This is a genomic window from Ectothiorhodospira shaposhnikovii (assembly GCF_047222355.1).
Taxonomy (GTDB): domain Bacteria; phylum Pseudomonadota; class Gammaproteobacteria; order Ectothiorhodospirales; family Ectothiorhodospiraceae; genus Ectothiorhodospira.
Genome location: NZ_CP178333.1, coordinates 1529897 through 1552435, shown reverse-complemented (window position 1 = coordinate 1552435; position 22539 = coordinate 1529897). Strand labels below are relative to the sequence as shown.

The window sequence follows — 22539 nt, the reverse complement described above, 5'->3', positions numbered from 1 at the left end:
AGGAAGAAGTGCTTTGCGCGTTGCCCTATCGGGCTGTGGAATAGGGTATGGCTATCGGATGCCTAGAAAGCAAAAAGCCCCTGATTTCAGGGGCTTTTGCATGGCATATGGCGGAGAGAGAGGGATTCGAACCCTCGATGGGCTTTTGACCCATACTCCCTTAGCAGGGGAGCGCCTTCGACCACTCGGCCATCTCTCCGGTATTCTGGCTGGCTGATCTTATTTAGCTTGCCGCCACGCCGTCCTTAACTCCGACGGCAAGCCGATATACTACCCAAATGATGAGCTTACGTAAAGTCCTTAAAGGCAAAAATCAGGCGTTGCCTTCCGTTTCCTGCTCGCGCTGGATGCGCTCGTAAATCTCTTCACGATGCACGGCAACATCCTTGGGCGCATTGATACCTACACGTACCTGGTTGCCCTTCACGCCCAAAACCGTGACCGTGACTTCGTCACCGATCATGAGGGTTTCACCAACCCTGCGAGTTAAAATAAGCATATTCCTTTCTCCAGACTGGATTCAATCACCTTGTGTTTTATAGTCCGGACTCTGCGGTCCGGTATTCGACCGGCTTGATGCCGGTTCTTTGCTTCCAAGGGCGGACCGGATCCAGGTCCGCCCATCAGGGCACCTGCACTCACTTGCGGGCGCCTGATCACTTGCCGGACTGGGCATGCTCCAACTCGAAGGCATCATGCAGGGCACGCACGCCCAGTTCCAGATACTTTTCATCCACCACCACTGAGATCTTGATCTCGGAAGTGGAAATCATGCGAATGTTGATGCCCTCGGCCGCCAGGGCCTCGAACATCTTGCTGGCGATGCCGGCATGAGACCGCATGCCAACGCCGACAATGGAGATCTTGACGATCTTGTCGTCACCGGTCACTTGACGGGCACCCAAGGCCTCGGCACGGGAACGGACGATCCCAAGAGCCTTTTCAAAATCATTGCGATGGACGGTGAAAGTAAAGTCCGTGGTGCCGTCGGCTCCCACGTTCTGGACGATCATGTCCACTTCGATGTTGGCATCTGCCACAGCACCCAGCAGTCGATAGGCCACACCGGGCTGATCGGGCACACCGGCAACGGTCAACTGGGCTTCGTTCTGGTTAAAGGCGATCCCGGAAATGAGCGCCTGCTCCATGCTCTCTTCCTCAAAAGTAATGAGCGTGCCTTCCCCTTCCTGAAAAGAGGATAGAACACGCAACGGTACATTGTATTTGCCGGCGAATTCGACGGCGCGTATCTGCAGAACCTTGGACCCCAGGCTGGCCATTTCCAGCATCTCCTCGAAGGTGATGCGGCTCAGCCGCCGGGCCTTGGGAACGACGCGGGGATCAGTGGTGTACACCCCGTCCACATCGGTGAAGATCTGGCATTCATCGGCCTTGAGCGCTGCCGCCAGCGCCACGGCCGTGGTGTCGGAACCGCCACGCCCCAAGGTAGTGATATTGCCCAGCTCGTCCACCCCCTGGAATCCGGCCACCACCACCACCTTGCCGTCAGCCAGATCACGTCGCACGCGAGCGCCGTCGATGTCACGGATACGGGCCTTGTTATGGGCGCTGTCGGTGAGGATCTGGACCTGGGCGCCGGTATAGGAACGGGCCGGACATCCCTTGGCTTCCAGGGCCATGGCCAACAGGGCGATGGTGACCTGCTCTCCGGTGGAGAGCAGGACATCCAGCTCGCGACCATCAATGTTGGAGCGAATGCTTCTGGCCAGTCCCAGCAGCCGGTCGGTCTCGCCGCTCATGGCGGAGACCACCACCACCACTTCATGCCCCTGCCGACGCGCCGCCATGACCTTATCGGCCACGTTCTGAATGCGCTCAATGCTGCCGACCGAGGTACCGCCGTATTTTTGGACGATTAAAGACATATTCTTTTACTTGGATATAGGCTTGTCATTAGACAATACTGCCTTGCCATGTGGAAGAACCGTTCATCGAACACCGGGTACCACCCATGCATTCAAAGACGGGCCTGGACCCATTCCGTGACCGAGGCGAGGGCTTGATCCAGCCCTTCGGGTCGGGTACCCCCGGCCATGGCCATGTCCGGACGACCGCCGCCGCGACCGCCCACCTGCTGAGCCACCTGATTCACCAGCTCACCGGCCTTGATACTGCCGACATGCCCCTTGGTGACTCCCGCCACCAGGCTGACCTTGTCGTCCTGCACAGTGGCAAGCACGATCACCGCCTCGCCCAGCTTGTTCTTGAGCTGATCCACGGTATCCCGCAGGGACTTGGGATCCGCGCCATCGAGGCGCGCGGCCAGGACCTTGACGCCGTTGATCTCCACGGCCTGATCCGACAGGCTGGAGCCGGCCTGGGAGGCCAGCCTGGCCTTGATGGCCTCCAGTTCCTTTTCCAGGGCGCGGGCCCGGTCCAGCACCTGCTGCACCTTGTCCGCCAGGTCGCCGCGACTGGCCCGCAGCAATTCCGCCGCACGGGAGAGCTGCTGCTCGGTTTCGCCGATGTGCTGGAGCGCGTTTTCCCCGGTCACCGCCTCGATCCGACGGATGCCCGAGGCCACGCCGCCTTCGGAGATGATCTTGAATACCCCGATGTCACCGGTGCGCTGCACATGGATGCCGCCACACAGTTCGGTGGAGAATCCGCCCAGGGAAAGCACCCGCACCTCGTCGCCGTATTTTTCGCCGAACAGGGCCATGGCACCGGCGGCCAGGGCCTCCTTGATGGGCATGATGCGCGCTTCCGCCGCCACATTGGCCCGAATGGCGCGGTTGACCATGACCTCCAGACGCTCGATCTGATCCTGGGTGACGGGTTCGAAGTGAGAGAAGTCGAACCGCAGCCGGTCCGGTGCCACCAGGGACCCTTTCTGCTGCACATGCTCCCCGAGGACTTCCCGCAGGGCGGCATGCAGCAGGTGGGTGGCGGAATGGTTCAGGACCACGGCCTGGCGGCGGTCCTCGTTGACCCGGGTATGGACCGGATCACCCGTCTTCAGACACCCCCGCAACATCAGGCCGTGGTGAATGAAGACCCCGCCCTGCTTGACGGTGTCGGTGACCTGGAACTCGCCCTCGGGACCCTCGATCACGCCGGTATCGCCCACCTGGCCACCGGACTCGGCATAGAAGGGGGTGGTGTCCAGCACCACACTGCCCTCTTCAGATTCATTGAGGGTTTCACAGCCCAGCCGATCAGGGCCGGCGGCCAGGCGCACCACCCGGGCGTCGCCGGCCACGGCCTCGTAACCGACGAAGTCCGAATCCGCCACCCCCACGGCCATGGCGCCGGCATCGGCCATCTTGAAGGTGCTGGCGGCACGGGCGCGGTCGCGCTGCTGTTCCATTTCGTGCTCGAACCCGGCCATGTCCAGTTCCAGACCCTTTTCCCGGGCGATGTCGCCGGTCAGGTCCACCGGGAAGCCGTAGGTGTCGTAAAGCTTGAATACCAGGCCGCCGGGGATGGTCTTGTCGGCAATGCGGCCGAGGCCTTCCTCCAGATGCTTGAGGCCGTGCTCCAGGGTTTCCTGGAAACGCTGCTCCTCCAGCAACAGGACCTGTTCCACCTGGCCCTGAGCCTTCACCAGTTCCGGGTAGGCATCCCCCATCACCTGCACCAGCGGGGCAACCAGCTTGTGGAAGAAGGGTTCGCTCAGACCCAGTTTGTGGCCGTGACGGGCGGCGCGGCGAATGATCCGGCGCAGTACATAGCCTCTGCCGTCATTGGCGGGCATCACGCCGTCGGTGATCAGGAAGCTGCAGGAGCGGATGTGGTCGGCGATAACCTTGAAGGACGGGGCATGGGTATCGTGGGTCCCTACCAGGCGCCCGACCGCCGCCAGCAGGTGCTGGAACAGGTCGATCTCGTAGTTGGAATGCACCCCCTGCATCACCGCCGCCAGGCGCTCCAGACCCATGCCGGTGTCCACCGAGGGCTTGGGCAGAGGGTTGAGGTTGCCGTCCTTGTCCCGGTCATACTGCATGAAGACCAGGTTCCAGATCTCGATGTAGCGGTCGCCGTCCTCCTCGGGGGAACCGGGCGGACCGCCCCAGACATGGGGACCGTGATCATAGAAGATTTCGGTGCAGGGACCGCAGGGACCGGTGTCCCCCATCTGCCAGAAATTATCGGAACCACCACCGGGCTTGTCGCCGATGCGGGTGATGCGATTGAGGGGAATGCCGATCTCCCGGGTCCAGATGTCATAGGCCTCGTCATCGGTCTGGTAGACCGTGACCCACAGGCGCTCGGCCGGCATCTTCAGGACGACGGTGAGGTATTCCCAGGCATAGTGGATGGCGTCACGCTTGAAGTAGTCGCCGAAGCTGAAGTTGCCCAGCATCTCGAAGAAGGTGTGATGACGGGCGGTGTAACCGACGTTTTCCAGGTCGTTGTGCTTGCCACCGGCCCGCACGCAGCGCTGGGAGGTGGTGGCGCGACCATAGGGACGATGCTCGCGCCCCAGGAACACATCCTTGAACTGGACCATCCCCGCGTTGGTAAACAGCAGGGTGGGATCGTTCCCGGGTACCAGCGGACTCGAGGAGACGATTTCATGTCCCTTGGAGCGGAAGTACTCGAGGAAACTGCTTCGTATGTCGGCGCTTTTCATGTCTTGTCTTCGTCGGTCATGACACGGCGTATGATGTCCGTGGGGAATCCTCGATATTGCAAAAACCGCATCTGCTTGCTGTGTTCCCGGTAATCAGCGGGAAGCGCCGGACCAAAACGGCGGATCCGGACATCGCGGGCCAGGGCTTCCCAGTCGGCCTCCGCCTCGTCCAGGACGGCCTGCACCAGGGAGTCGGCAACACCCCGTTGCCGCAGGTCCGCACGGATACGCGTCGGGCCGTGACCCTGCCCGACGCGATGTCTGACGAAACTTTCCGTGAAACGGGCATCGCTGAGCAGGCCCCGGGATTCCAGTCGGTCCAGGGCGACCTCGACGGCGGCCTGCTCCAGACCCCGTTCCGTCAGCTTGGACCTCAGTTCACCACGCGAATGCTCCCGACGGGCCAGCAGGCGAATGGCGGCATCGTCCGCCGACTCGGCGTCAGTCTTCCGCCGGGACTTCAGGCTCACTCTCTACCGCCCCACGCTTGGGCAGATACTTTTCCCGAATCTGGGCCTCGATATCGGCGGCAATCTCCGGGCGTTCCTTGAGGAAGTTGCGGGCATTGTCCTTGCCCTGCCCGATGCGCTCGCCCTTGTAACTGTACCAGGCACCCGCCTTGTCCACGATGCCGTCCTTGACGCCCATGTCGATCACCTCGCCCAGACGGGAGATGCCCTCGCCGTAGAGGATCTCGAAATTGGCTTCCCTGAACGGCGGGGCCATTTTGTTCTTGACCACCTTGACCCGGGTCTCGTTGCCGATCACCTCGTCGCCCTTCTTGATGGCGCCGGTGCGGCGGATATCCAGTCGCACGGAAGAATAGAACTTGAGAGCGTTGCCGCCGGTGGTGGTTTCCGGATTGCCGAACATGACGCCGATCTTCATGCGGATCTGGTTGATGAAGATCACCAAAGTGTTGGAACGCTTGATGTTGGCCGTGAGCTTGCGCAAGGCCTGGGACATGAGCCGGGCCTGCAGACCCACATGGGCGTCTCCCATCTCACCCTCGATCTCGGCCTTGGGGGTCAGGGCGGCCACGGAGTCCACTACCACCACGTCCACGGCGCCGGAACGCACCAGCATGTCGGCGATCTCCAGGGCCTGCTCACCGGTATCCGGCTGGGACACCAGCAGGTTGTCCACGTCCACACCCAGCTTCTCGGCATAGGTGGGGTCCAGGGCATGCTCGGCATCCACGAAGGCCGCGGTGCCGCCCTGCTTCTGACACTCGGCGATCACCTGCAGGGTCAGGGTCGTCTTTCCCGAGGACTCCGGGCCGAAGATTTCCACCACCCGCCCCTTGGGCAGGCCGCCGATGCCCAGCGCGATATCCAGCGCCAGGGAACCGGTGGAGACCACCGCCACATCGCGCACGGCGGTGGAATCCCCCATGCGCATGACGGCGCCCTTACCGAACTGACGCTCGATCTGACCCAGTGCCGCGGATAGTGCCTTCTTGCGATTCTCGTCCACTTCAAAACCCCTTTTGATCGTCCATGAAACCGCCTGCGAGGGCTCCGCCCCGTGGTAAACGTGGGATTATCCCATACATGGCCGCTTTCTTGCCAATTCCAGATCGTATTCGAACCCGGCAAAACGCCGGAGTCAAAAACAATGGATCGCACCCGTCAGGGCCAGGGCGACCCCCTGACGACGGATGGCCTCGCGATCACCCGCCAGGCAATGATGCCGCACCTGAACATCCCGCCCTGGCCGTGCCCAGGCCAGCCAGAGAGTTCCCACCGGCTTGTCCGGCGTCCCCCCTCCGGGACCGGCGATACCGCTGACGGCAACGGCCAACCGGGCATCACTGTGGTTCAGCGCACCGATGGCCATGGCCGTTACCGTCTGCTCGCTGACCGCGCCGAACGCATCGATCAGACCGGGATCCACCCCCAGCTGACGAATTTTCGCCCGATTGCTGTAGGTGACAAAACCCCGATCGAACCAGGTCGACGAGCCGGGCAGGTCCGTGACGACCTTGGCAATCCATCCACCGGTACAGGATTCCGCCAGCACCAGTGTCTCGCCATGACTCCGCAACTGCTCCCCCAGTCGGCGAGCCAGGGCTTCCAGTTCGGCGTCGGACGGAACCATCATCACAGCATGCGCAGGATCCTGGCGGCCACCAGGTAACCCCCGCCCTCTGCTTCCACGCGATGCACTTCCGCTTCCGCCCTGAAGGGCAGGACGGCGGACTGTCCAGCGGGATCAATGGCGACAGTGAGCAACGTGCCCACGGGCAGGGCGGTGTTCAGGTGAAAGGACAGACCAATGGCACTCAGATCCCGCCCCAACCCCCGGTGCTCCCGGCCGGTGGCCTGCTCCGTTATCTTCATGGGATGGTCCAGTTGCAGACGCTGGAAATCCCGTCTTTCATCAAAATCCAGGCTCATCTACTCCCCCCGCAATGGGTCGGTCGTCAGCACATGACTTGCATGACTGTCGGATATGACCTTTTCGGAAGGATTCGTCAACCCCCCGCTATCACGTACAGGCAGGTTGAGCTAGCCTCAATCCATCCACCACCCGCGGGAAAAACGCCATGGCATCCTCCCATTCAGGACAGACCGAGACGCAAAAGTTGCTCGCGGAGATCCGCGCCGACTATGCGGCCACCGCCGACACCACCGGCCTTTCCATCCCCAATCCCGCGGTCCTTGCGGCCATCGAACGGGTTCCCAGGGACCGGTTCGTGCCGGCTGCCGGCCGTTCCCGTGCCTGGGATAACACAGCGTTGCCCATCGGCTACCGGCAGACCATTTCCCAGCCCTTCGTCGTGGCCCTGATGACGGACCTGCTGGCACTTCGGCCTGGTGCGAAGGTGCTTGAGGTGGGAACCGGCTGCGGCTATCAGACAGCCATTCTGGCAGAGCTTCCTGTTGATGTATACAGCATTGAGGTCATCCCCGAACTGGCCCGCACCGCGCACGAACGACTCCACGCCCTGGGTTACAGCAAGGTTCACACACGCACCGGGGATGGCCATGCCGGCTGGCCGGAGGCGGCACCGTTTGACGGCATCATCGTCACCGCCGCCGCCGACCGCATGCCGGCGCCCCTGGTGGAACAGCTTGCCGTCGGAGGACACATGGTGATTCCGCTGGATACCGGCTGGGATGCACAGATGCTGGTGGTGGGGGAGAAGCAGGAAAACGGCGAACTGGACACGCGGCGTGTGCTGGCGGTACGGTTCGTGCCGTTAGTGAATGCGAAGGAGGAAGGGACGGGTTAGCTCCGATCCCTTCCTCGGGCGGCCTCAGAGGAACTGGGGCAACTGTCGGCGGATATCCATGGGATCATGGGTGGTGAGGTTCTTGTCGATCTCGCCGGCGACGGACTTCTGGGTGACCGCATCCATGCAGTTTCTCAGCGCGCCCAGGAATGCCGGCGCGGCAATGATATAGAGCTTGCTGAACTGGCCGGTGGCCCGGGCATTGTTCAGCCGGTCGCACAAGGTGCGGGCAAAGCGCTGTGCTTCATGCTTTTTCGGCGGTGTTTCCTTGCCCATGGCGTGGCGCCCATCTCCGGTACTGTCGAACACCCTCCCCATGCGGTCCGACTGCAGGTCCTGCTCATGCAAGCGGGCCTCCGGATGCGTGAGATCTTCCACCTCCACCAGGGGACTGAAAGACTTTTCGGCGCTGAACACTCTGGCCCGACTCGCATCCGCAACAATGACCCATGTTGTCATAGACGAACCTCCTATCTGCATTGCAAGGAAAGCCGGAACCAAGTCCGGCGGTGAACAACTCACCGTCTGTAAAATTCCCTGACGCTTTCTTTAAGCTTAGACGATTTCCGCCCGGGAGGTTCCCATGATCCGGTCATGGTAATCTTCGCCGCTTGAACAATGGATGCAACAGACGATTGATGACCACCAGCGACCTGTCCTCCCACACCCCGATGATGCAGCAGTACCTGAAAATCAAGGCCGATCATCCGGATATCCTGCTGTTCTACCGCATGGGCGACTTCTACGAGCTGTTCTTCCAGGACGCCACCCGGGCCGCCCGCCTGCTGGACATCACCCTCACCCGCCGCGGTCAGTCCGCCGGGGAGCCCATCCCCATGGCCGGCGTCCCGGTGCACGCGGCGGAGTCCTATCTGGCCCGTCTGCTGAGACTGGGCGAGTCGGTGGCCATCTGCGAGCAGGTGGGAGACCCCGCGGCCGCCAAGGGGCCGGTGGAGCGCAAGGTGGTGCGGATCGTCACGCCGGGCACCGTCACCGACGAGGCCCTGCTGGAGGAGCGCCGGGAAAATCTGCTGGTCTGCCTCAAGGCCCGGGGTGAACAGACCGGGCTGGCCATCCTGGATCTGGCATCGGGTCGCTTCCAGGTCCAGGAACTCAAGGGCGAGGAACCCCTACTGGGGGAACTGGAACGGCTACAACCCGCCGAGATCCTGATCCCCGAAGACATGCGCCTGCCGGGTCCGGAACGGGGCGGTGTCAAACGCCGTGCCCCCTGGCACTTCGAGACCGAGGCCGCCCGCACCCTGCTCACCCGCCAGTTCGGCACCCGGGACCTGGCCGGGTTCGGCTGTGATCACATGCCCCTGGCCATCGGCGCCGCCGGCGCTCTGCTGCAATATGCCCAGGAGACCCAGAAGACCGCCCTGCCCCATATCGACGGCCTGAGCGTACAGCGTCGGGACGACGGCATCATCCTGGACGCGGCCACCCGCCGGAACCTGGAACTGACCACCAACCTGTCCGGCGGACGCGACAATACCCTGGCCCACGTCCTGGATCAGGCCGCCACCGCCATGGGCAGCCGCCTGCTGGCCCGCTGGCTGCACCAGCCCCTGCGGGATCGCCGGATCCTCAAGGGACGCCACGGTGCCATCAGCGCCCTGCTGGATACCCGGGCCTTCGAGCAGATCCAGCCCCAGTTGCGGGGCATCGGCGATCTGGAACGGATCCTCACCCGAATCGCCCTGGGCTCCGCCCGCCCCCGGGACCTGACCACCCTGAGGGACTCCCTGGCCGAACTGCCCGCCCTGCAGCAGACCCTGCACCCGCTGCGAGCGGTGAGACTGCGGGAACTGGCCGAGGGCATCGGCGAGCACCCGCGGGTGGTGGATCTGCTGCGCCGGGCGGTGATCGATCAGCCACCGGTCCTCATCCGCGACGGCGGGGTGATCGCCCAGGGTTACGATGCCGAACTGGACGAGCTGCGCGCCCTGTCGGAAAACGCCGATCAGTTCCTGCTGGACCTGGAGCAACGGGAACGGGAACGCACCGGCATCCATAATCTCAAGGTGGCCTACAACCGGGTGCATGGCTATTACATCGAGATCAGCCGCGGTCAGTCGGATCGGGCCCCGGACGATTACACCCGGCGCCAGACCCTCAAGGGGGCGGAGCGATTCATCACCCCCGAGCTCAAGCGCTTTGAAGACAAAGTCCTCTCCGCCAGGGAACGCGCCCTGGCGAGGGAAAAGCAACTTTATGAAGCCCTGCTGACCCAACTCCACGCTCCTCTGCCCGACCTGCGCCGCAGCGCCGAGGCCCTGGCGGAACTGGATGTCCTGGCCAATCTGGCGGAACGGGCGGACAGCCTCGATCTCACCGCACCGGAGCTGACCGACCAGCCGGGTGTGCGCATCGAGGACGGGCGCCATCCGGTGGTGGAGCGGGTGCTGGACGAACCCTTCGTTCCCAATGACCTGACGCTGGACCCCAAGCGCCGCATGCTGGTGATCACCGGCCCCAACATGGGGGGCAAGTCCACCTACATGCGCCAGGCGGCCCTGATCGTGCTCATGGCCCACGTGGGCAGCTTCGTGCCGGCGCGGCGGGCCCTGATCGGACCGGTGGACCGGATCTTCACCCGTATCGGTGCCAGTGACGACCTGGCCTCCGGCCGTTCCACCTTCATGGTGGAGATGACCGAGGCGGCCAACATCCTCAACCACGCCACCGAGCACAGCCTGGTGCTGATGGACGAGATCGGTCGGGGCACCAGCACGTTCGATGGCCTGTCCCTGGCTTTTGCCTGCGCCGAACACCTGGCCACCCGCAACCGGGCCTTCTGCCTGTTTGCCACCCATTATTTCGAATTGACCGCCCTGCCGGACCAGTACCCCACCATTGCCAACGTCCATATCGACGCGGTGGAACACGGGGACCGGATCGTGTTCCTGCACGCGGTCAAGGAAGGACCGGCGAATCAGAGTTACGGCCTGCACGTGGCCGCCCTGGCGGGCGTCCCCAAGGCGGTGATCCGGCGTGCCCGTCAGCGCCTCAATGCCCTGGAGCAGCAGAGCCTGGCGGGACCGGGACAGGGCCCGCAGATGAGTCTGTTCGCCGCGCCGCTACCGGAGGAGGAAGCGCCCGCGCCACCCGAGGACGGCCCCGACACCACCAGCCAGGCCCTGCGTACGGCGGTGGATGAACTGGACCCGGACGGGATGACACCCCGCGAGGCCCTGGTGGCCCTGTACCGGCTCAAGGAACTGGCGGCGCTGCTGCGGGAGTAGCGCCGGCAGAAACCCTGTTTTTCAAGGCGTTTGGCGGAATGTGAATGCCGGGTATGATGTCATCAGGGAGGCGTCACTGATCCAACCATAGGGAGACACCCATGGCATTCGTCGTTCTTGAGAACTGCATTCGCTGCAAATACACCGACTGCGTGGAGGTCTGCCCCGTGGACTGTTTCCACGAGGGTCCCAACTTTCTGGTGATCGACCCGGATGAGTGCATCGACTGTTCCCTGTGTGAACCCGAGTGTCCGGCACAGGCCATCGTGCCGGAGGACGAGGTGCCCGAAGGTCAGGAGCACTTCATCGAGCTCAACGCGGCACTGTCCCGGCAATGGCCGGTGATCACCCGGCGCAAGGATCCCCTGCCGGATGCCGAGTCCTGGAACGGGCAGCCGGACAAGCTCAAGCACCTGGAAAAGTAGCAGGCTACGCCGGATTATGCGGACACCAGCATGACCACCGCGTGGGCGGCGATACCCTCTTCCCGCCCGGCAAACCCCAGTCGCTCGGTGGTGGTCGCCTTCACGTTCACCTGGGCAAGATCGATCTGCAGATCCGCCGCCAGGTTGGCCCGCATCTGTTCCACGTGGGGGGACATCTTGGGGGCCTGGGCAACGAGGGTGGCATCCAGATTGCCGACCTGCCAGCCCAGGGCCTGTACCTTGGCCAGGACCTCCCGCAGCAGCACGCGGCTGTCGGCCCCCTTGTAGGCGGGATCCGTGTCCGGGAAATGACGGCCGATGTCCCCCAGGGCCGCGGCCCCCAGGATGGCGTCGGAGACGGCATGCATCAGCACATCTCCGTCGGAATGGGCCTTGAAGGCCTTGTGATGAGGCACCTGCACGCCGCCGATGATGAGGTGATCGCCCTCCATGAAGGCATGGACGTCATACCCGTGACCGATACGAAACTTCATTGCCGCTCCTTCTGGTCCGAAGAGAGCCCCCGAGGTGAGACACCCGTGGGGCAGGAAAGAAAGTTCAGGGGAAAGATCCCCCGCTCCCGCATCCGGCAAGTCATCGCCGGGACAGATAGAACTCCGCCAGGGACAGGTCTTCCGGCTGGGTGATCTTGATGTTGCGGGCACTGCCCTCCACCAGCAGGGGCGCCTGTCCGGCGTGCTCCATGGCCGAGGCTTCGTCGGTCACCAGAAAACCCTCGGCCAGGGCCCGCTCCAGGGCCGCCTCAAGGGCCGCCAGACGAAACATCTGCGGCGTGAAGGCCCGCCACATGGCCCCTCGGTCCACGGTGGCGGAAATGCGGCCATCGGGGCCGGCCCGCTTCTTGGTATCCCGTACCGGCGTGGCCAGGATGCCGCCCACCGGATCGTCCCGCAGGGTATCGAGCAACTGATCCAGGTCCCCGTCGCTCAGACAGGGCCGCGCCGCGTCATGGACCAGCACCCAGTCCCGGGGATCGGCGTGGGTCATGAGGGCCTTGAGACCATTGAGCACGGAATGACAGCGCTCGGCGCCACCGTCCACCACCCACAGGGGCTTGTCGGTCCTGATATCCAGATCCCCGAACCAGCCATCATCGGCACTGATCACCAACACCACGCCGCTGATGCGCGGGTGCCGGAAAAAGATGTCCAGGGTATGTTCCAGTACCGTGCGCCCGGCCAGGGGCAGGTACTGCTTGGGACGGTCGGCGCGCATGCGGCTGCCGACACCGGCGGCGGGAATCACCGCCCAGAATCCGGGAGTTTTCGTCATCGTTGTCCGCCAAAGCGGTGGCGATCCACCACCTGGAAAAAGATCTCGTCCTCGGCAATCATTCCCAGTTCCCGTCTGGCCCGTTCCTCAATGGCTTCCAGGCCGGTCTTGAGATCGATCACCTCCGCTTCCAGCGCCTCGTTACGGCCTCGCAGTTCCTGATTCTGCGCGCGCTGGGTCTCCAGTTCCTGACGCAACTGCCAGACCTCCATCAGGCTGCCTTCACCGAACCAGAGTTTGTACTGGAGCCCCAGGAACAGTGCCAGCAACAGGGTGATGAGCCATTTCATCCGGGGGAGTCCAGCGCGTAGGGTCGAGGGAAGTCACCATGCCCGGGCCTGGACCACCTTCCCCTACCCGGAGGAAGGCGGGCCAGGCCGGACGCTGTGGATCAGCCCAGACGCTTGAATGCCGCCTTGCCGGCATAGCGGGCGGAAGCCCCCAGCATTTCCTCGATGCGAATCAGCTGGTTGTACTTGGCCACCCGGTCGGAACGGGACAGGGAACCGGTCTTGATCTGACCGGCCCCCGTGGCCACGGACAGATCGGCGATGGTGACATCCTCGGTCTCGCCGGAGCGGTGGGAAATCACCGCGGTATAGCCGGCGTCGTGGGCCATGCGGATGGCTTCCAGGGTCTCGGTGAGGGTACCGATCTGGTTGAGCTTGATGAGGATGGAGTTGCCGATCCCCTTGTCGATGCCCTCGCGCAGGATCTCGGTGTTGGTGACGAACAGATCGTCACCCACCAGCTGCACCTGGTCACCCAGACGCTCGGTGAGCAGCTTCCAGCCGTCCCAGTCGCCCTCGTCCATGCCGTCCTCGATGGTGATGATGGGGTACTGCTTCACCCAGTTCGCCAAAAATTCCACCATGCCGGCGGCATCCAGGCGCTTGCCTTCGGAGGCCAGCACGTAGGCGCCGTCCTTGTAGAACTCGGACGCGGCACAGTCCAGACCCAGGAAGATGTCCTTGCCCGGGGTGAAGCCAGCCTGATGAATGGCCTCCAGGATGGCCTCGATGGCCGCCTCGTTGGAGGGCAGGTCCGGGGCGAAACCACCCTCGTCACCCACGGCGGTGGACAGTCCGCGGCCATGCAGCACCTTCTTCAAGGCATGGAAGACCTCGGCACCGTAGCGGATGGCATCGGCGACGCTGCCGGCGCCCACCGGCAGGATCATGAATTCCTGCATGTCGACGCTGTTGTCGGCGTGGGCGCCGCCGTTGATGATGTTCATCATCGGCACCGGCAGCAGGGTGGCCCCCTCACCGCCCAGGTGACGGTACAGGGGCAGGCCGGTATCACGGGCATTGGCGTGGGCCAGGGCCATGGACACCGCCAGCAGGGCATTGGCGCCCAGGCGACCCTTGTTGGGGGTGCCGTCCAGCTCGATCATGCGCCGGTCGATGGCCTCCTGATCGGAGGCCTTGAGGCCCAGCAGGGCCTCGCGGATCTCGCCGTTCACGTTGGCCACGGCCTTGCGCACGCCCTTGCCCAGGTAGCGCGCGTCACCGTCCCGCAGTTCCAGTGCCTCGCGGGAGCCGGTGGAGGCGCCGGAGGGTACCGCGGCACGTCCCACCGCGCCGGAGCCCAGTTTCACATCGGCTTCGACGGTGGGATTGCCGCGGGAGTCCACCACCTCGCGGGCCAGAATATCAACGATCTCGGTCATGGGTCATGATCCCCTGTTGCTCAATTCAAGAACTGTTGTTCGATAAACCCCTGGGCCTTGACCACATCGTCAAGGGCCTTGAGGGTGTTCAGCAATGCCTCCAGATGGGGCAAGGGCCAGGCATTGGGTCCGTCGGACAGGGCCTTGTCCGGGTCCGGGTGGGTCTCCATGAAAAGACCCGCCACCCCGGAGGCCACGGCGGCCCGTGCCAGGACCGGCACGAATTCCCGCTGGCCACCGGAGCTGGCGCCCCGGCCGCCGGGTTGTTGCACGGAATGGGTGGCATCGAATACCACCGGACACCCGGTCTCCCGCATCACGGCCAGGCCGCGCATGTCGGAAACCAAGGTGTTGTAACCAAAGGACACGCCCCGTTCGCAGACCATGATCTGCGTGTTGCCGGTCTCGCGGGCCTTGTCCACCACGTGTTTCATGTCCCAGGGGGCCAGGAACTGGCCCTTCTTGATGTTCACCGGCAGACCCTGGGCCGCCACGTTGCGGATGAAGTTGGTCTGGCGGCAGAGAAAGGCCGGGGTCTGCAGCACGTCCACCACGGCGGCCACCTCGGCCAGCGGGGTGTCTTCATGCACGTCGGTCAGCACCGGCACGCCGATCACGCGCTTCACCGTCTCCAGAATCTGCAACCCCTTCTCCAGGCCGGGACCACGAAAGCTTCGACTGGAAGACCGGTTGGCCTTGTCGAAAGAGGACTTGTAGATGAAGGGGATGCCCAGGCGATCGGTCATTTCCTTGAGCAGACCCGCCGTGTCCAGGGCCAGCTGTTCACTCTCGATGACGCAGGGGCCGGAGATCAGGAATACCGGCTGGTCCAGACCCGCCTGGAAATGACAGAGTTTCATCGGGGTTCTTCACTCTGGTTGAGCATCTTTTCATGCTGCAGCCGGGCTGCCTTGACGAAACCGGCGAACAGCGGATGGCCATCCCGGGGGGTGGAGGTGAATTCCGGGTGGAACTGACAGGCCAGGAACCAGGGATGGTCGTTCAGCTCCACCATTTCCACCAGCGCCCCATCCATGGACTTGCCCGAGATCACCAGTCCGGCCGCCTGCAGCGTCTCCAGATACTGGTTGTTGAATTCATAGCGGTGACGATGACGCTCACTGATCACCTCGGCACCATAGACGCGCCGGGCCAGGGAATCCGGGGCCAGACGGGCCTGCTGGCCGCCCAGGCGCATGGTACCGCCCAGGTCGTCATCGCTGCTGCGCTGTTCCACCCGGCCTTCCCGATCCTGCCACTCGGTGATCAGGGCGATCACCGGGTGGGGCGTCTCGGGACGGAACTCGGTGCTGTGGGCCTGTTCCAGGCCGGCCACGTTGCGGGCATATTCGATCACCGCCACCTGCATCCCCAGGCAGATGCCCAGGTAAGGCATCTTGTGCTCGCGGGCATGACGCACCGCGGCGATCTTGCCCTCCACACCCCGCTCGCCGAAGCCGCCGGGCACCAGGATGGCATCCACCTCGGCCAGGCAGTCGGTGCCCGCGGTCTCCAGGCGTTCGGAGTCGATATAGCGGATGTTCACCTTGGTGGCGGTGTGGATGCCGGCGTGGGTCAGGGCCTCGTTGAGGGACTTGTAGGACTCGGTGAGTTCCACGTACTTGCCCACCATGCCGATGGTGACCTCGGCCTCGGGAAACTCCATGGCGTTGACCACGTGCTTCCAGTCGGACAGATCCGCCGGCGGGGCCTCCACATGCAGCTTGCGCAGGACGATCTCGTCCAGCTTCTGGGAATGCAGCCACAGGGGAATCTTGTAGATGTTGTCCACGTCCACGGAGGAGATGACCGCCTTTTCCTCCACGTTGGTGAACAGGGCGATCTTGCGACGCTCCCCCTCCGGCAGCGGATGGGTGGAACGGCACAGCAGGATATGGGGCTGGATGCCGATGGAACGCAGTTCCTTCACCGAGTGCTGGGTCGGCTTGGTCTTGATCTCGCCGGCGGCGGCGATGTAGGGCACCAGGGTCAGGTGGATGTACAGGACATTCTCGCTGCCCAGTTCCACCCCCATCTGGCGGATGGCTTCCAGAAACGGCAGGGATTCGATGTCGCCCACGGTGCCGCCGATTTCCACCAGGGCGATGTCGGCCCCTTCGGCCCCGGCCCGCACCGAGCGCTTGATCTCGTCGGTGATGTGGGGAATGACCTGCACGGTGCCACCCAGGTAGTCACCCCGACGCTCCTTGCGGATGACGTTCTCGTAGATCTGACCGGTGGTGAAGTTGTTGCGCCGGCTGGTCCTGATGCGCACGAACCGCTCGTAGTGGCCCAGGTCCAGGTCGGTTTCCGCGCCGTCCTCGGTGACGAAGACCTCGCCGTGCTGGAACGGGCTCATGGTGCCGGGGTCCACGTTGATGTAGGGATCCAGCTTGAGCATGGTGACCTTGAGACCACGGGCCTCAAGGATCGTCCCCAGGGAAGCAGCAGCAATGCCTTTACCCAGGGAAGACACCACGCCCCCTGTAATGAACACGTATCGCGTCATGAGATTTTCGTCGGGATTGGAGAATGAGTGCGCCAACGGCGCCGGACGGGAGGAGAGGATACCAGAGGGGGGTATCCCCCCTCAATCACAGCCATGCTGAGCGTGTGAACGGAGACTCAACGCAGATTGAAGGCCACCGGCAGGACCACTTCCAGTCTGTGCTGAGGCAGTTCCGGCGGCATTACGGGCAAGGGTTGTGCCCGCTGCAGCATGCTGGTCACTTCCCGATCCAGCAGCGTGTGCCCGGAACTGCGTTCAATGCTGTGTGACAGCACTTCACCATTTCGGTTCATCACAAAACGCACATAGACCACGCCCTCCTGGCGACGCAGCTGTGCCTGACGGGGATATTCCTTGTGCCGCTCCAGCCAGGCACGCACTACCTGCAGATAATCCTGAGTGGCCGCCGGGTCACCGCCGGCGGCCTGCCCCGCCTGTCGACCCGACTGGTTGGACGCGCTTTCGCGGGAGTCCTCCCTCGACTGTCCCTGGGGCTCGGCTCGAGGCTGGGCCACGGGAGCAGGCGTGGGCTCGGCCACCGGCTCCGGTTTGGGCTTGGGCTCAGGCTTGGGCTCAGGCTTGGGTTCCGGCTTTGGCTCGGGCTTGGGTTTGGGTTCAGGTTCAGGCCGCGGGCTTGGTTCGGGCTCGGGTTCGGGTTCCGACACCGGCTCTGCCACCGGTTCGGGCTGTCCCGCAGGCTGCCCGGCAGGCCCAAGACCGATCACCACCCCGGCTTCGCCAGGGGCCTGAGCCCCCTCCGTGACCACGTCGTCGCTGCGGGCCAGCCACCAGAACACCGACAGATGCAGTCCCACGGCCAGCGTCAGGGCCAACACCCAGCCCATGCTTCTCAGAGGCATCAACGATCCCCCGCCAGGACCGTCAGCAGGCGCACCTCTTCCACCCCCGCGGCGCGAAGCAGTTCCATCAGGTCCATGAGTTCATCGGTGGAGGCCGCCTGATCCGCCTTGATGCGCACCAGCGGCTCCGCTTTTGCCGGAGCGTCCCGGCGTGCCTCCATCTCCGCCTGCAGGCGTCCTTTCAGGGTATCGGCATCCATCTCCTCATCGTCCAAAGCCAGCCGGCCATCCCGGCCCAGTAGCACCAGCCAGCCTTCATCATCGACGCCGGCCTCGTGGCGGGAATCAGGCGCTTCCACTTCAAAGACATCCTGGGCGGTCAGGGCACCGGCCACCATGAAGAAGATCAGCAGCAGAAAGACGATGTTGATCAGCGGGATCAGATTCTCTTCCGGGGGCTTGCCGGAATACTCGGGTAACTGCATGGGACCTTACTCCCGTGACAGACGCAAGGACACGGGCTCTGCCTCCCGCACCCGGTCCAGGACATTGACCACGGTCTGCAGGGGAACCTCCCCCGCCGGCTGGACCACCACCGTACGGGCGGGCTCCATGGCCAGTTGCTCACGCAGGGCAATGACCAGCCGCTCCACCGACACCGGTTCACCCGCTAGCCGCAGTTCCCCCCCCGGAAGGATCTGCACCGCCAGGGGCGGCTGGTCCTCGGTGGCGCTGGACTGGGAGGAAGGGGTACTCAGGGTCACCGCGCTCCAGTCCAGAAAGCTGCTGGCCAGCATGAAAAAGATCAGCAGGATGAACACCACGTCGATCAGGGGCGTGAGACTGATGAGCGCCCGTCGACGGGGGGCCGGTGCCTCAATGTGCATCGCCTGCCGCCCGGTCCTTCCAGACCTTGATATGGGCTTTCTGCGCCGACTTGATGGGCGTGGGTTCCTGCTGCCGCTCAGCCGCCGGCGGCGGCAGAGTAAAAACCTGGGTCAGGGCATCCTGCATCCGATGACGAAAACGCTCCACCCAGCGCTCCAGGCCGTTGAGCACCGCCACCACCGGGATGGCCACCGCCAGACCCACCGCCGTGGTCAGAAGCGCCACCCAGATGCCGCCGGAAAGAATGGATGGGTCCACTCGGTTGCCGGCCGCCTCCAGCTGCTGGAAGGCGGCGATCATGCCCAGTACCGTACCCAGCAGACCCAGCAGCGGCGCCAGGGTGCCGATCACTTCCAGCATGCGGAACTGACCCCGCAGACGCTCCAGCCAGTTCACTGCCACCCGGGTGGCCTCTTCGCGCACCAACGGTTCGGGACGGGCATTGTCACGCCGCCCCTGGATCGCCACCTCCATCACCCGTGCAGCGGGGCTGCGGCTGCGGGAGAGGGTTTCCAGAGCCGGCTCCACCCGGCCGTCGCACCAGTGTTCCAGGGCCGTCTTCAGACTGCGCTCATCACCCAGCCGCCACCACAGGAACTGACCGATCTTGACCAGGATGATGGTGAGGGCCACCACGGACATGATCAGCAGGATGGCCACCACCGGACCGCCCAGATCGATCATTCCCTGCAGGGCGTGCACGATCCCCGTCGTGTCCGCGACATCGGCCTGCGTCACCCCCGTTTCCCCCAGACCGGTATCCACAAGGCCGGATTCCACGGGCGCCTGCCCGGCGGGACCGGATTCGGCAATGCCGGCTTCTGCGGCGTCTGGTGAACTCATGAAACAGCTCCTTGGAGGCTATCCACAATAAGGTTGCGTCAATGGTCGCTCATGTTAGTAGTATTGCAAATCATTATCAACGCTCAGAAATAAAAAGCGCCGGAGCTTCCACTCCGGCGCCGGATTCACGCGGGTAATCCAAACTCCGGAGCGATCTGGGCCAGCCAGGCCTCAAGGCGTTCATCGGTCAACTGGCTCTGATTGTCCTGGTCCAGCACCAGCCCGACGAATTTGCCGTCCACCACGGCCTGGGAAGACTCGAATTCGTAGCCCTCGGTCGGCCAGGCCCCCACCACGCGACCACCACGGCCGGTGACCAGATCATAAAGCTCGATCATGGCATCGACGAATTCGTTGGGATAGCCCACCTGGTCCCCCAGTCCATACAGGGCCACGGTCTTGCCGGTGAAGTCCACCGCTTCCAGGTTGGGCAGGAACTCCTCCCAGCTCTCTTCCTCGCAATCGGCAGACAGACCGGGCAACTGGCCGGAGCCCATGGTGGGCGTGCCGAAGATCAGATAATCATACCCTGCAATTTCATCGGCGCTGGCCTTGTTCACGTTCTGCGGCTTGGCCATGGTCTCATCGTCGTATTTTTTCTTGATCATCTTGGCCACCTTGCGGGTATTGCCGGTGGTGGTGCCGAAAAAGATCCCAATGCGCGCCATGGAAATGCCCTCTTTAAGTGAAGATGACTGATTCGGAACAGCCTTTGCATCATGCAAAGCAAATCCGGTGCCAGCCAGATTGGCTTCCCCGAAAATCGTTTTAACCTGCTGTTTAAAGGGGTTATCAAGCCATCCCGTATCCGTCGTTCTCACCTGCTTTCGTTGTCGACTTTGCGACAAGAAAAGCGCATATACGACAAACCTGAGACCCGGCCTGAACCCTTAATCCCGATGGGCATTGATTGAAATACGGGATAAACCCTTGAAATTCTGATCCAACCTGCTCAAGGTAAAAAGATGCACCGAAGCGACAGGTAGCGCCTGGATGCGGCGGCCCGTGAAGGGTTGAACCTACCTCGCGGTCACGCCCGCGAAGGCGGGAGTCCAGGGATTTGAGTCCGTCGTTGGATTCCCGCTTGCGCGGGAATGACGGACCGCGTCCCTTGCCTGTCGGAGCTTGATCACACCAGCCCGGCAAACCATGGTCGTCACGACGACCACCTCATGGTCCCGAGGCGCTGCAAAGGCCTCGCGGACACCATCAACGGCCCAGCACTGGCCGGACGGCGCACCACCCGCTTCGGGTTTTCGGCTGCGTCTGTCATCCACATCGTGCGGGTGCACCTGCGCCCCGCGTTTCTAGCGTCCATCCAGACGGATGGCGGGGAGACCTCGATGTCAATCACCATGACCAAACAGGATTTCGGAACCAGACCGGTGGAACGCCGGGAGACGGACAACTACGTCCGTGAATACGTGGAACCCTTCGTGGACAAATGGGACGAGCTCATCGACTGGGACAGCCGGGCTGCCAGCGAAGGGGATTTCTTCATTCGAGTACTCAAGGAGCGGGGTGCAAAACGGGTCCTGGACGTGGCCACCGGCACCGGCTTTCACTCCATCCTGCTGCGGGAAGCGGGATTTGACGTGGTCAGCGTGGACGGCAGCGCCCAAATGCTGGCCAAGGCCTTCGATAACGGTCGCAAGCGGGGCCACATCCTGCGCACCACTCAGGCGGACTGGCGGGAACTGAACCGGGACATCTACGGCCGCTACGATGCCGTGGTCTGCCTGGGCAACTCCTTCACCCATCTGTTCAATGAAAACGACCGCCGCAAGGCCCTGGCCGAGTTCTATTCGGCCCTCAACCACGACGGGGTGCTGATCCTGGATCAGCGCAACTACGACGCCATCCTGGATCACGGCTATTCCAGTACCCATACCTTCTACTACTGCGGCGACAACGTCTCGGTCTACCCCGAGCACGTGGACCCGGGCCTGACTCGCTTCCGCTACGCCTTTCCCGACCAGTCGGTCTATCACCTGAACATGTACCCTCTGCGCAGGGCCTATGTGCGGCGCCTGATGCGGGAGGTGGGTTTCCAGCAGATCGAGACCCTCGGCGACTTCAAGGAGACCTATCACGAACAGGAACCGGATTTCTTCATCCATGTCGCCGACAAACGCTACACGGGAGATCCGGCATGAGCCATCACTATGAAGGCGCCGTCGCCACCGCCCGCGACTACTACAACAGCGATGATGCCGATACCTTCTACCACCGGGTCTGGGGTGGCGAGGATATCCACATCGGCCTTTACGAAACCGAGGACGAACCCATCAGCGACGCCAGCCGCCGCACGGTGGCCCACATGGGCGATATGCTGGGAGAACTCACCCCCGAGCACCGGATCCTGGACCTGGGCGCCGGCTACGGCGGAGCCGCCCGCTATCTGGCCGGTAACTTCGGCTGCCGTGTCACCGCCCTGAACCTGAGCGAGGTGGAAAACACCCGCAACCGCCAGATCAACCAGGCGCAGAAGCTGGACGATCGCATTGACGTGGTGGACGGCAGCTTTGAGGACATCCCCTGCCCCGACGGCCGGTTCGACGTGGTCTGGTCCCAGGATGCCATCCTGCACAGCGGCCGAAGGGCCAGGGTGCTGGCGGAAGCCGCCAGGGTTCTCAAGCCCGGCGGGGTATTCATCTTCACCGACCCCATGGCCACCGACGACTGCCACGACGGGGTCCTGCAACCCATCCTGGATCGCATCCACCTGGAAACCCTGGGCTGCCCCGGCTTCTACCGGGAAACTGCCGGGCAACATGGACTTCAAGAGATCGGCCTTGAGGATCACAGCCATCAATTGCCGCGACATTATGCTCGGGTGCTACAGGAGACCGAGGCCCGGGAAGCGGATCTGGCCGACAGCATCTCGCCGGACTATCTGGCGCGCATGAAGAAGGGTCTGAAGCACTGGATCGACGGTGGTCACGCCGGGCACCTGTGCTGGGGCATCTTCCGTTTCCGCAAGGCCTGAACCCTTCCATCCATCCGTTCCAAGAACAACTCACAGG

The 22539-nt window shown here is 63.4% G+C and carries 25 protein-coding genes and 1 tRNA gene; 6 read left to right on the top strand and 20 right to left on the bottom strand.

Features of this window, described 5'->3' with window-relative positions; all coding sequences use genetic code 11:
* Window positions 1-108: 108 nt before the first annotated feature.
* From ACLF6L_RS07125 to ACLF6L_RS07090, 8 genes are all read right to left on the bottom strand, one after another.
* A tRNA-Ser gene (locus ACLF6L_RS07125) sits at window positions 109-199 on the bottom strand.
* Between the two features lie 114 nt (window positions 200-313).
* Window positions 314-499 carry a carbon storage regulator CsrA gene (csrA, locus tag ACLF6L_RS07120; protein WP_040405939.1) on the bottom strand — a complete coding sequence of 62 codons (186 nt, stop codon included), beginning with the start codon at window positions 497-499 and terminating at the stop codon, window positions 314-316.
* 157 nt (window positions 500-656) lie between these two features.
* A complete protein-coding gene (locus ACLF6L_RS07115; protein ID WP_238618293.1) occupies window positions 657-1886 on the bottom strand; it encodes an aspartate kinase in 1230 nt (409 codons plus the stop codon).
* A 92-nt stretch (window positions 1887-1978) separates the two neighbouring features.
* Window positions 1979-4597 carry an alanine--tRNA ligase gene (alaS, locus tag ACLF6L_RS07110; RefSeq protein ID WP_412852655.1) on the bottom strand — a complete coding sequence of 873 codons (2619 nt, stop codon included), beginning with the start codon at window positions 4595-4597 and terminating at the stop codon, window positions 1979-1981.
* The gene (locus ACLF6L_RS07105; RefSeq protein ID WP_412852654.1) at window positions 4594-5067 is read right to left on the bottom strand and encodes a regulatory protein RecX; all 474 of its coding nucleotides are present in this window, start codon (window positions 5065-5067) and stop codon (window positions 4594-4596) included. The genes alaS and ACLF6L_RS07105 overlap by 4 nt, the downstream gene beginning before the upstream one ends.
* Complete coding sequence (recA, locus tag ACLF6L_RS07100) at window positions 5039-6073, bottom strand: recombinase RecA (protein WP_238618290.1); 1035 nt, start codon at window positions 6071-6073, stop codon at window positions 5039-5041. The genes ACLF6L_RS07105 and recA overlap by 29 nt, the downstream gene beginning before the upstream one ends.
* Window positions 6074-6205: 132 nt before the next feature.
* Window positions 6206-6700 carry a CinA family protein gene (locus ACLF6L_RS07095; protein WP_412852653.1) on the bottom strand — a complete coding sequence of 165 codons (495 nt, stop codon included), beginning with the start codon at window positions 6698-6700 and terminating at the stop codon, window positions 6206-6208.
* Window positions 6700-6996: a PilZ domain-containing protein gene (locus tag ACLF6L_RS07090; protein WP_238618288.1), complete on the bottom strand. Its 297-nt coding sequence runs from the start codon at window positions 6994-6996 to the stop codon at window positions 6700-6702. The genes ACLF6L_RS07095 and ACLF6L_RS07090 overlap by 1 nt, the downstream gene beginning before the upstream one ends.
* A 149-nt stretch (window positions 6997-7145) precedes the next feature.
* Here ACLF6L_RS07090 and ACLF6L_RS07085 point away from each other — a divergent pair, with 149 nt between their 5' ends.
* Entirely contained in the window at window positions 7146-7835 is a 690-nt protein-coding gene (locus ACLF6L_RS07085) for a protein-L-isoaspartate(D-aspartate) O-methyltransferase (protein ID WP_412852652.1), read from the top strand.
* 24 nt (window positions 7836-7859) lie between these two features.
* Here ACLF6L_RS07085 and ACLF6L_RS07080 read toward each other — a convergent pair whose 3' ends face one another.
* A complete protein-coding gene (locus ACLF6L_RS07080; protein WP_238618286.1) occupies window positions 7860-8294 on the bottom strand; it encodes a host attachment protein in 435 nt (144 codons plus the stop codon).
* Between the two features lie 179 nt (window positions 8295-8473).
* Here ACLF6L_RS07080 and mutS point away from each other — a divergent pair, with 179 nt between their 5' ends.
* Both mutS and fdxA read left to right on the top strand, forming a co-directional pair.
* On the top strand, window positions 8474-11083 hold the full coding sequence (gene mutS / locus ACLF6L_RS07075) for a DNA mismatch repair protein MutS (RefSeq protein ID WP_238618285.1): 2610 nt from the start codon (window positions 8474-8476) through the stop codon (window positions 11081-11083).
* A gap of 101 nt (window positions 11084-11184) precedes the next feature.
* The gene (gene fdxA, locus ACLF6L_RS07070) at window positions 11185-11508 is read left to right on the top strand and encodes a ferredoxin FdxA (protein ID WP_238618284.1); all 324 of its coding nucleotides are present in this window, start codon (window positions 11185-11187) and stop codon (window positions 11506-11508) included.
* A gap of 14 nt (window positions 11509-11522) precedes the next feature.
* On the opposite strand, the gene ispF is transcribed toward fdxA, so the two are convergent.
* The 11 genes from ispF to ACLF6L_RS07015 all read right to left on the bottom strand — a co-directional run bounded on the left by ispF (window position 11523) and on the right by ACLF6L_RS07015 (window position 20181).
* Entirely contained in the window at window positions 11523-12002 is a 480-nt protein-coding gene (gene ispF / locus ACLF6L_RS07065; RefSeq protein WP_200176694.1) for a 2-C-methyl-D-erythritol 2,4-cyclodiphosphate synthase, read from the bottom strand.
* 100 nt (window positions 12003-12102) lie between these two features.
* Window positions 12103-12801, bottom strand: coding sequence for a 2-C-methyl-D-erythritol 4-phosphate cytidylyltransferase (gene ispD, locus ACLF6L_RS07060; protein WP_040405936.1), 699 nt, complete (start codon window positions 12799-12801; stop codon window positions 12103-12105).
* Window positions 12798-13091, bottom strand: coding sequence for a cell division protein FtsB (gene ftsB, locus ACLF6L_RS07055; RefSeq protein ID WP_238618283.1), 294 nt, complete (start codon window positions 13089-13091; stop codon window positions 12798-12800). Before ftsB ends, ispD begins: the two co-directional genes overlap by 4 nt.
* Window positions 13092-13192: 101 nt before the next feature.
* Window positions 13193-14473, bottom strand: coding sequence for a phosphopyruvate hydratase (gene eno, locus ACLF6L_RS07050; protein WP_412852651.1), 1281 nt, complete (start codon window positions 14471-14473; stop codon window positions 13193-13195).
* Window positions 14474-14493: 20 nt separating this feature from the next.
* On the bottom strand, window positions 14494-15333 hold the full coding sequence (gene kdsA / locus ACLF6L_RS07045) for a 3-deoxy-8-phosphooctulonate synthase (protein ID WP_412852650.1): 840 nt from the start codon (window positions 15331-15333) through the stop codon (window positions 14494-14496).
* Complete coding sequence (locus tag ACLF6L_RS07040; RefSeq protein ID WP_238618280.1) at window positions 15330-16982, bottom strand: CTP synthase; 1653 nt, start codon at window positions 16980-16982, stop codon at window positions 15330-15332. The genes kdsA and ACLF6L_RS07040 overlap by 4 nt, the downstream gene beginning before the upstream one ends.
* A gap of 116 nt (window positions 16983-17098) precedes the next feature.
* Window positions 17099-17842 (bottom strand): energy transducer TonB, encoded by a 744-nt coding sequence (locus ACLF6L_RS07035; protein WP_412852649.1) that lies wholly within the window; start codon window positions 17840-17842, stop codon window positions 17099-17101.
* Entirely contained in the window at window positions 17842-18267 is a 426-nt protein-coding gene (locus ACLF6L_RS07030; RefSeq protein WP_008933026.1) for an ExbD/TolR family protein, read from the bottom strand. Before ACLF6L_RS07030 ends, ACLF6L_RS07035 begins: the two co-directional genes overlap by 1 nt.
* Before the next feature lie 6 nt (window positions 18268-18273).
* Entirely contained in the window at window positions 18274-18669 is a 396-nt protein-coding gene (locus ACLF6L_RS07025; protein WP_238618277.1) for an ExbD/TolR family protein, read from the bottom strand.
* Window positions 18659-19354 (bottom strand): MotA/TolQ/ExbB proton channel family protein, encoded by a 696-nt coding sequence (locus ACLF6L_RS07020; protein ID WP_412852757.1) that lies wholly within the window; start codon window positions 19352-19354, stop codon window positions 18659-18661. The genes ACLF6L_RS07025 and ACLF6L_RS07020 overlap by 11 nt, the downstream gene beginning before the upstream one ends.
* A 284-nt stretch (window positions 19355-19638) precedes the next feature.
* On the bottom strand, window positions 19639-20181 hold the full coding sequence (locus ACLF6L_RS07015; RefSeq protein ID WP_238618275.1) for a flavodoxin: 543 nt from the start codon (window positions 20179-20181) through the stop codon (window positions 19639-19641).
* Between the two features lie 51 nt (window positions 20182-20232).
* Here ACLF6L_RS07015 and ACLF6L_RS07010 point away from each other — a divergent pair, with 51 nt between their 5' ends.
* From ACLF6L_RS07010 to ACLF6L_RS07000, 3 genes are all read left to right on the top strand, one after another.
* Window positions 20233-20427, top strand: a complete 195-nt coding sequence (locus ACLF6L_RS07010; RefSeq protein ID WP_238618274.1) for a hypothetical protein — start codon at window positions 20233-20235, stop codon at window positions 20425-20427.
* A gap of 429 nt (window positions 20428-20856) precedes the next feature.
* Window positions 20857-21669 (top strand): class I SAM-dependent methyltransferase, encoded by an 813-nt coding sequence (locus ACLF6L_RS07005; protein WP_238618273.1) that lies wholly within the window; start codon window positions 20857-20859, stop codon window positions 21667-21669.
* Window positions 21666-22502 (top strand): SAM-dependent methyltransferase, encoded by an 837-nt coding sequence (locus ACLF6L_RS07000; RefSeq protein ID WP_412852648.1) that lies wholly within the window; start codon window positions 21666-21668, stop codon window positions 22500-22502. Before ACLF6L_RS07005 ends, ACLF6L_RS07000 begins: the two co-directional genes overlap by 4 nt.
* Window positions 22503-22539: the final 37 nt, after the last annotated feature.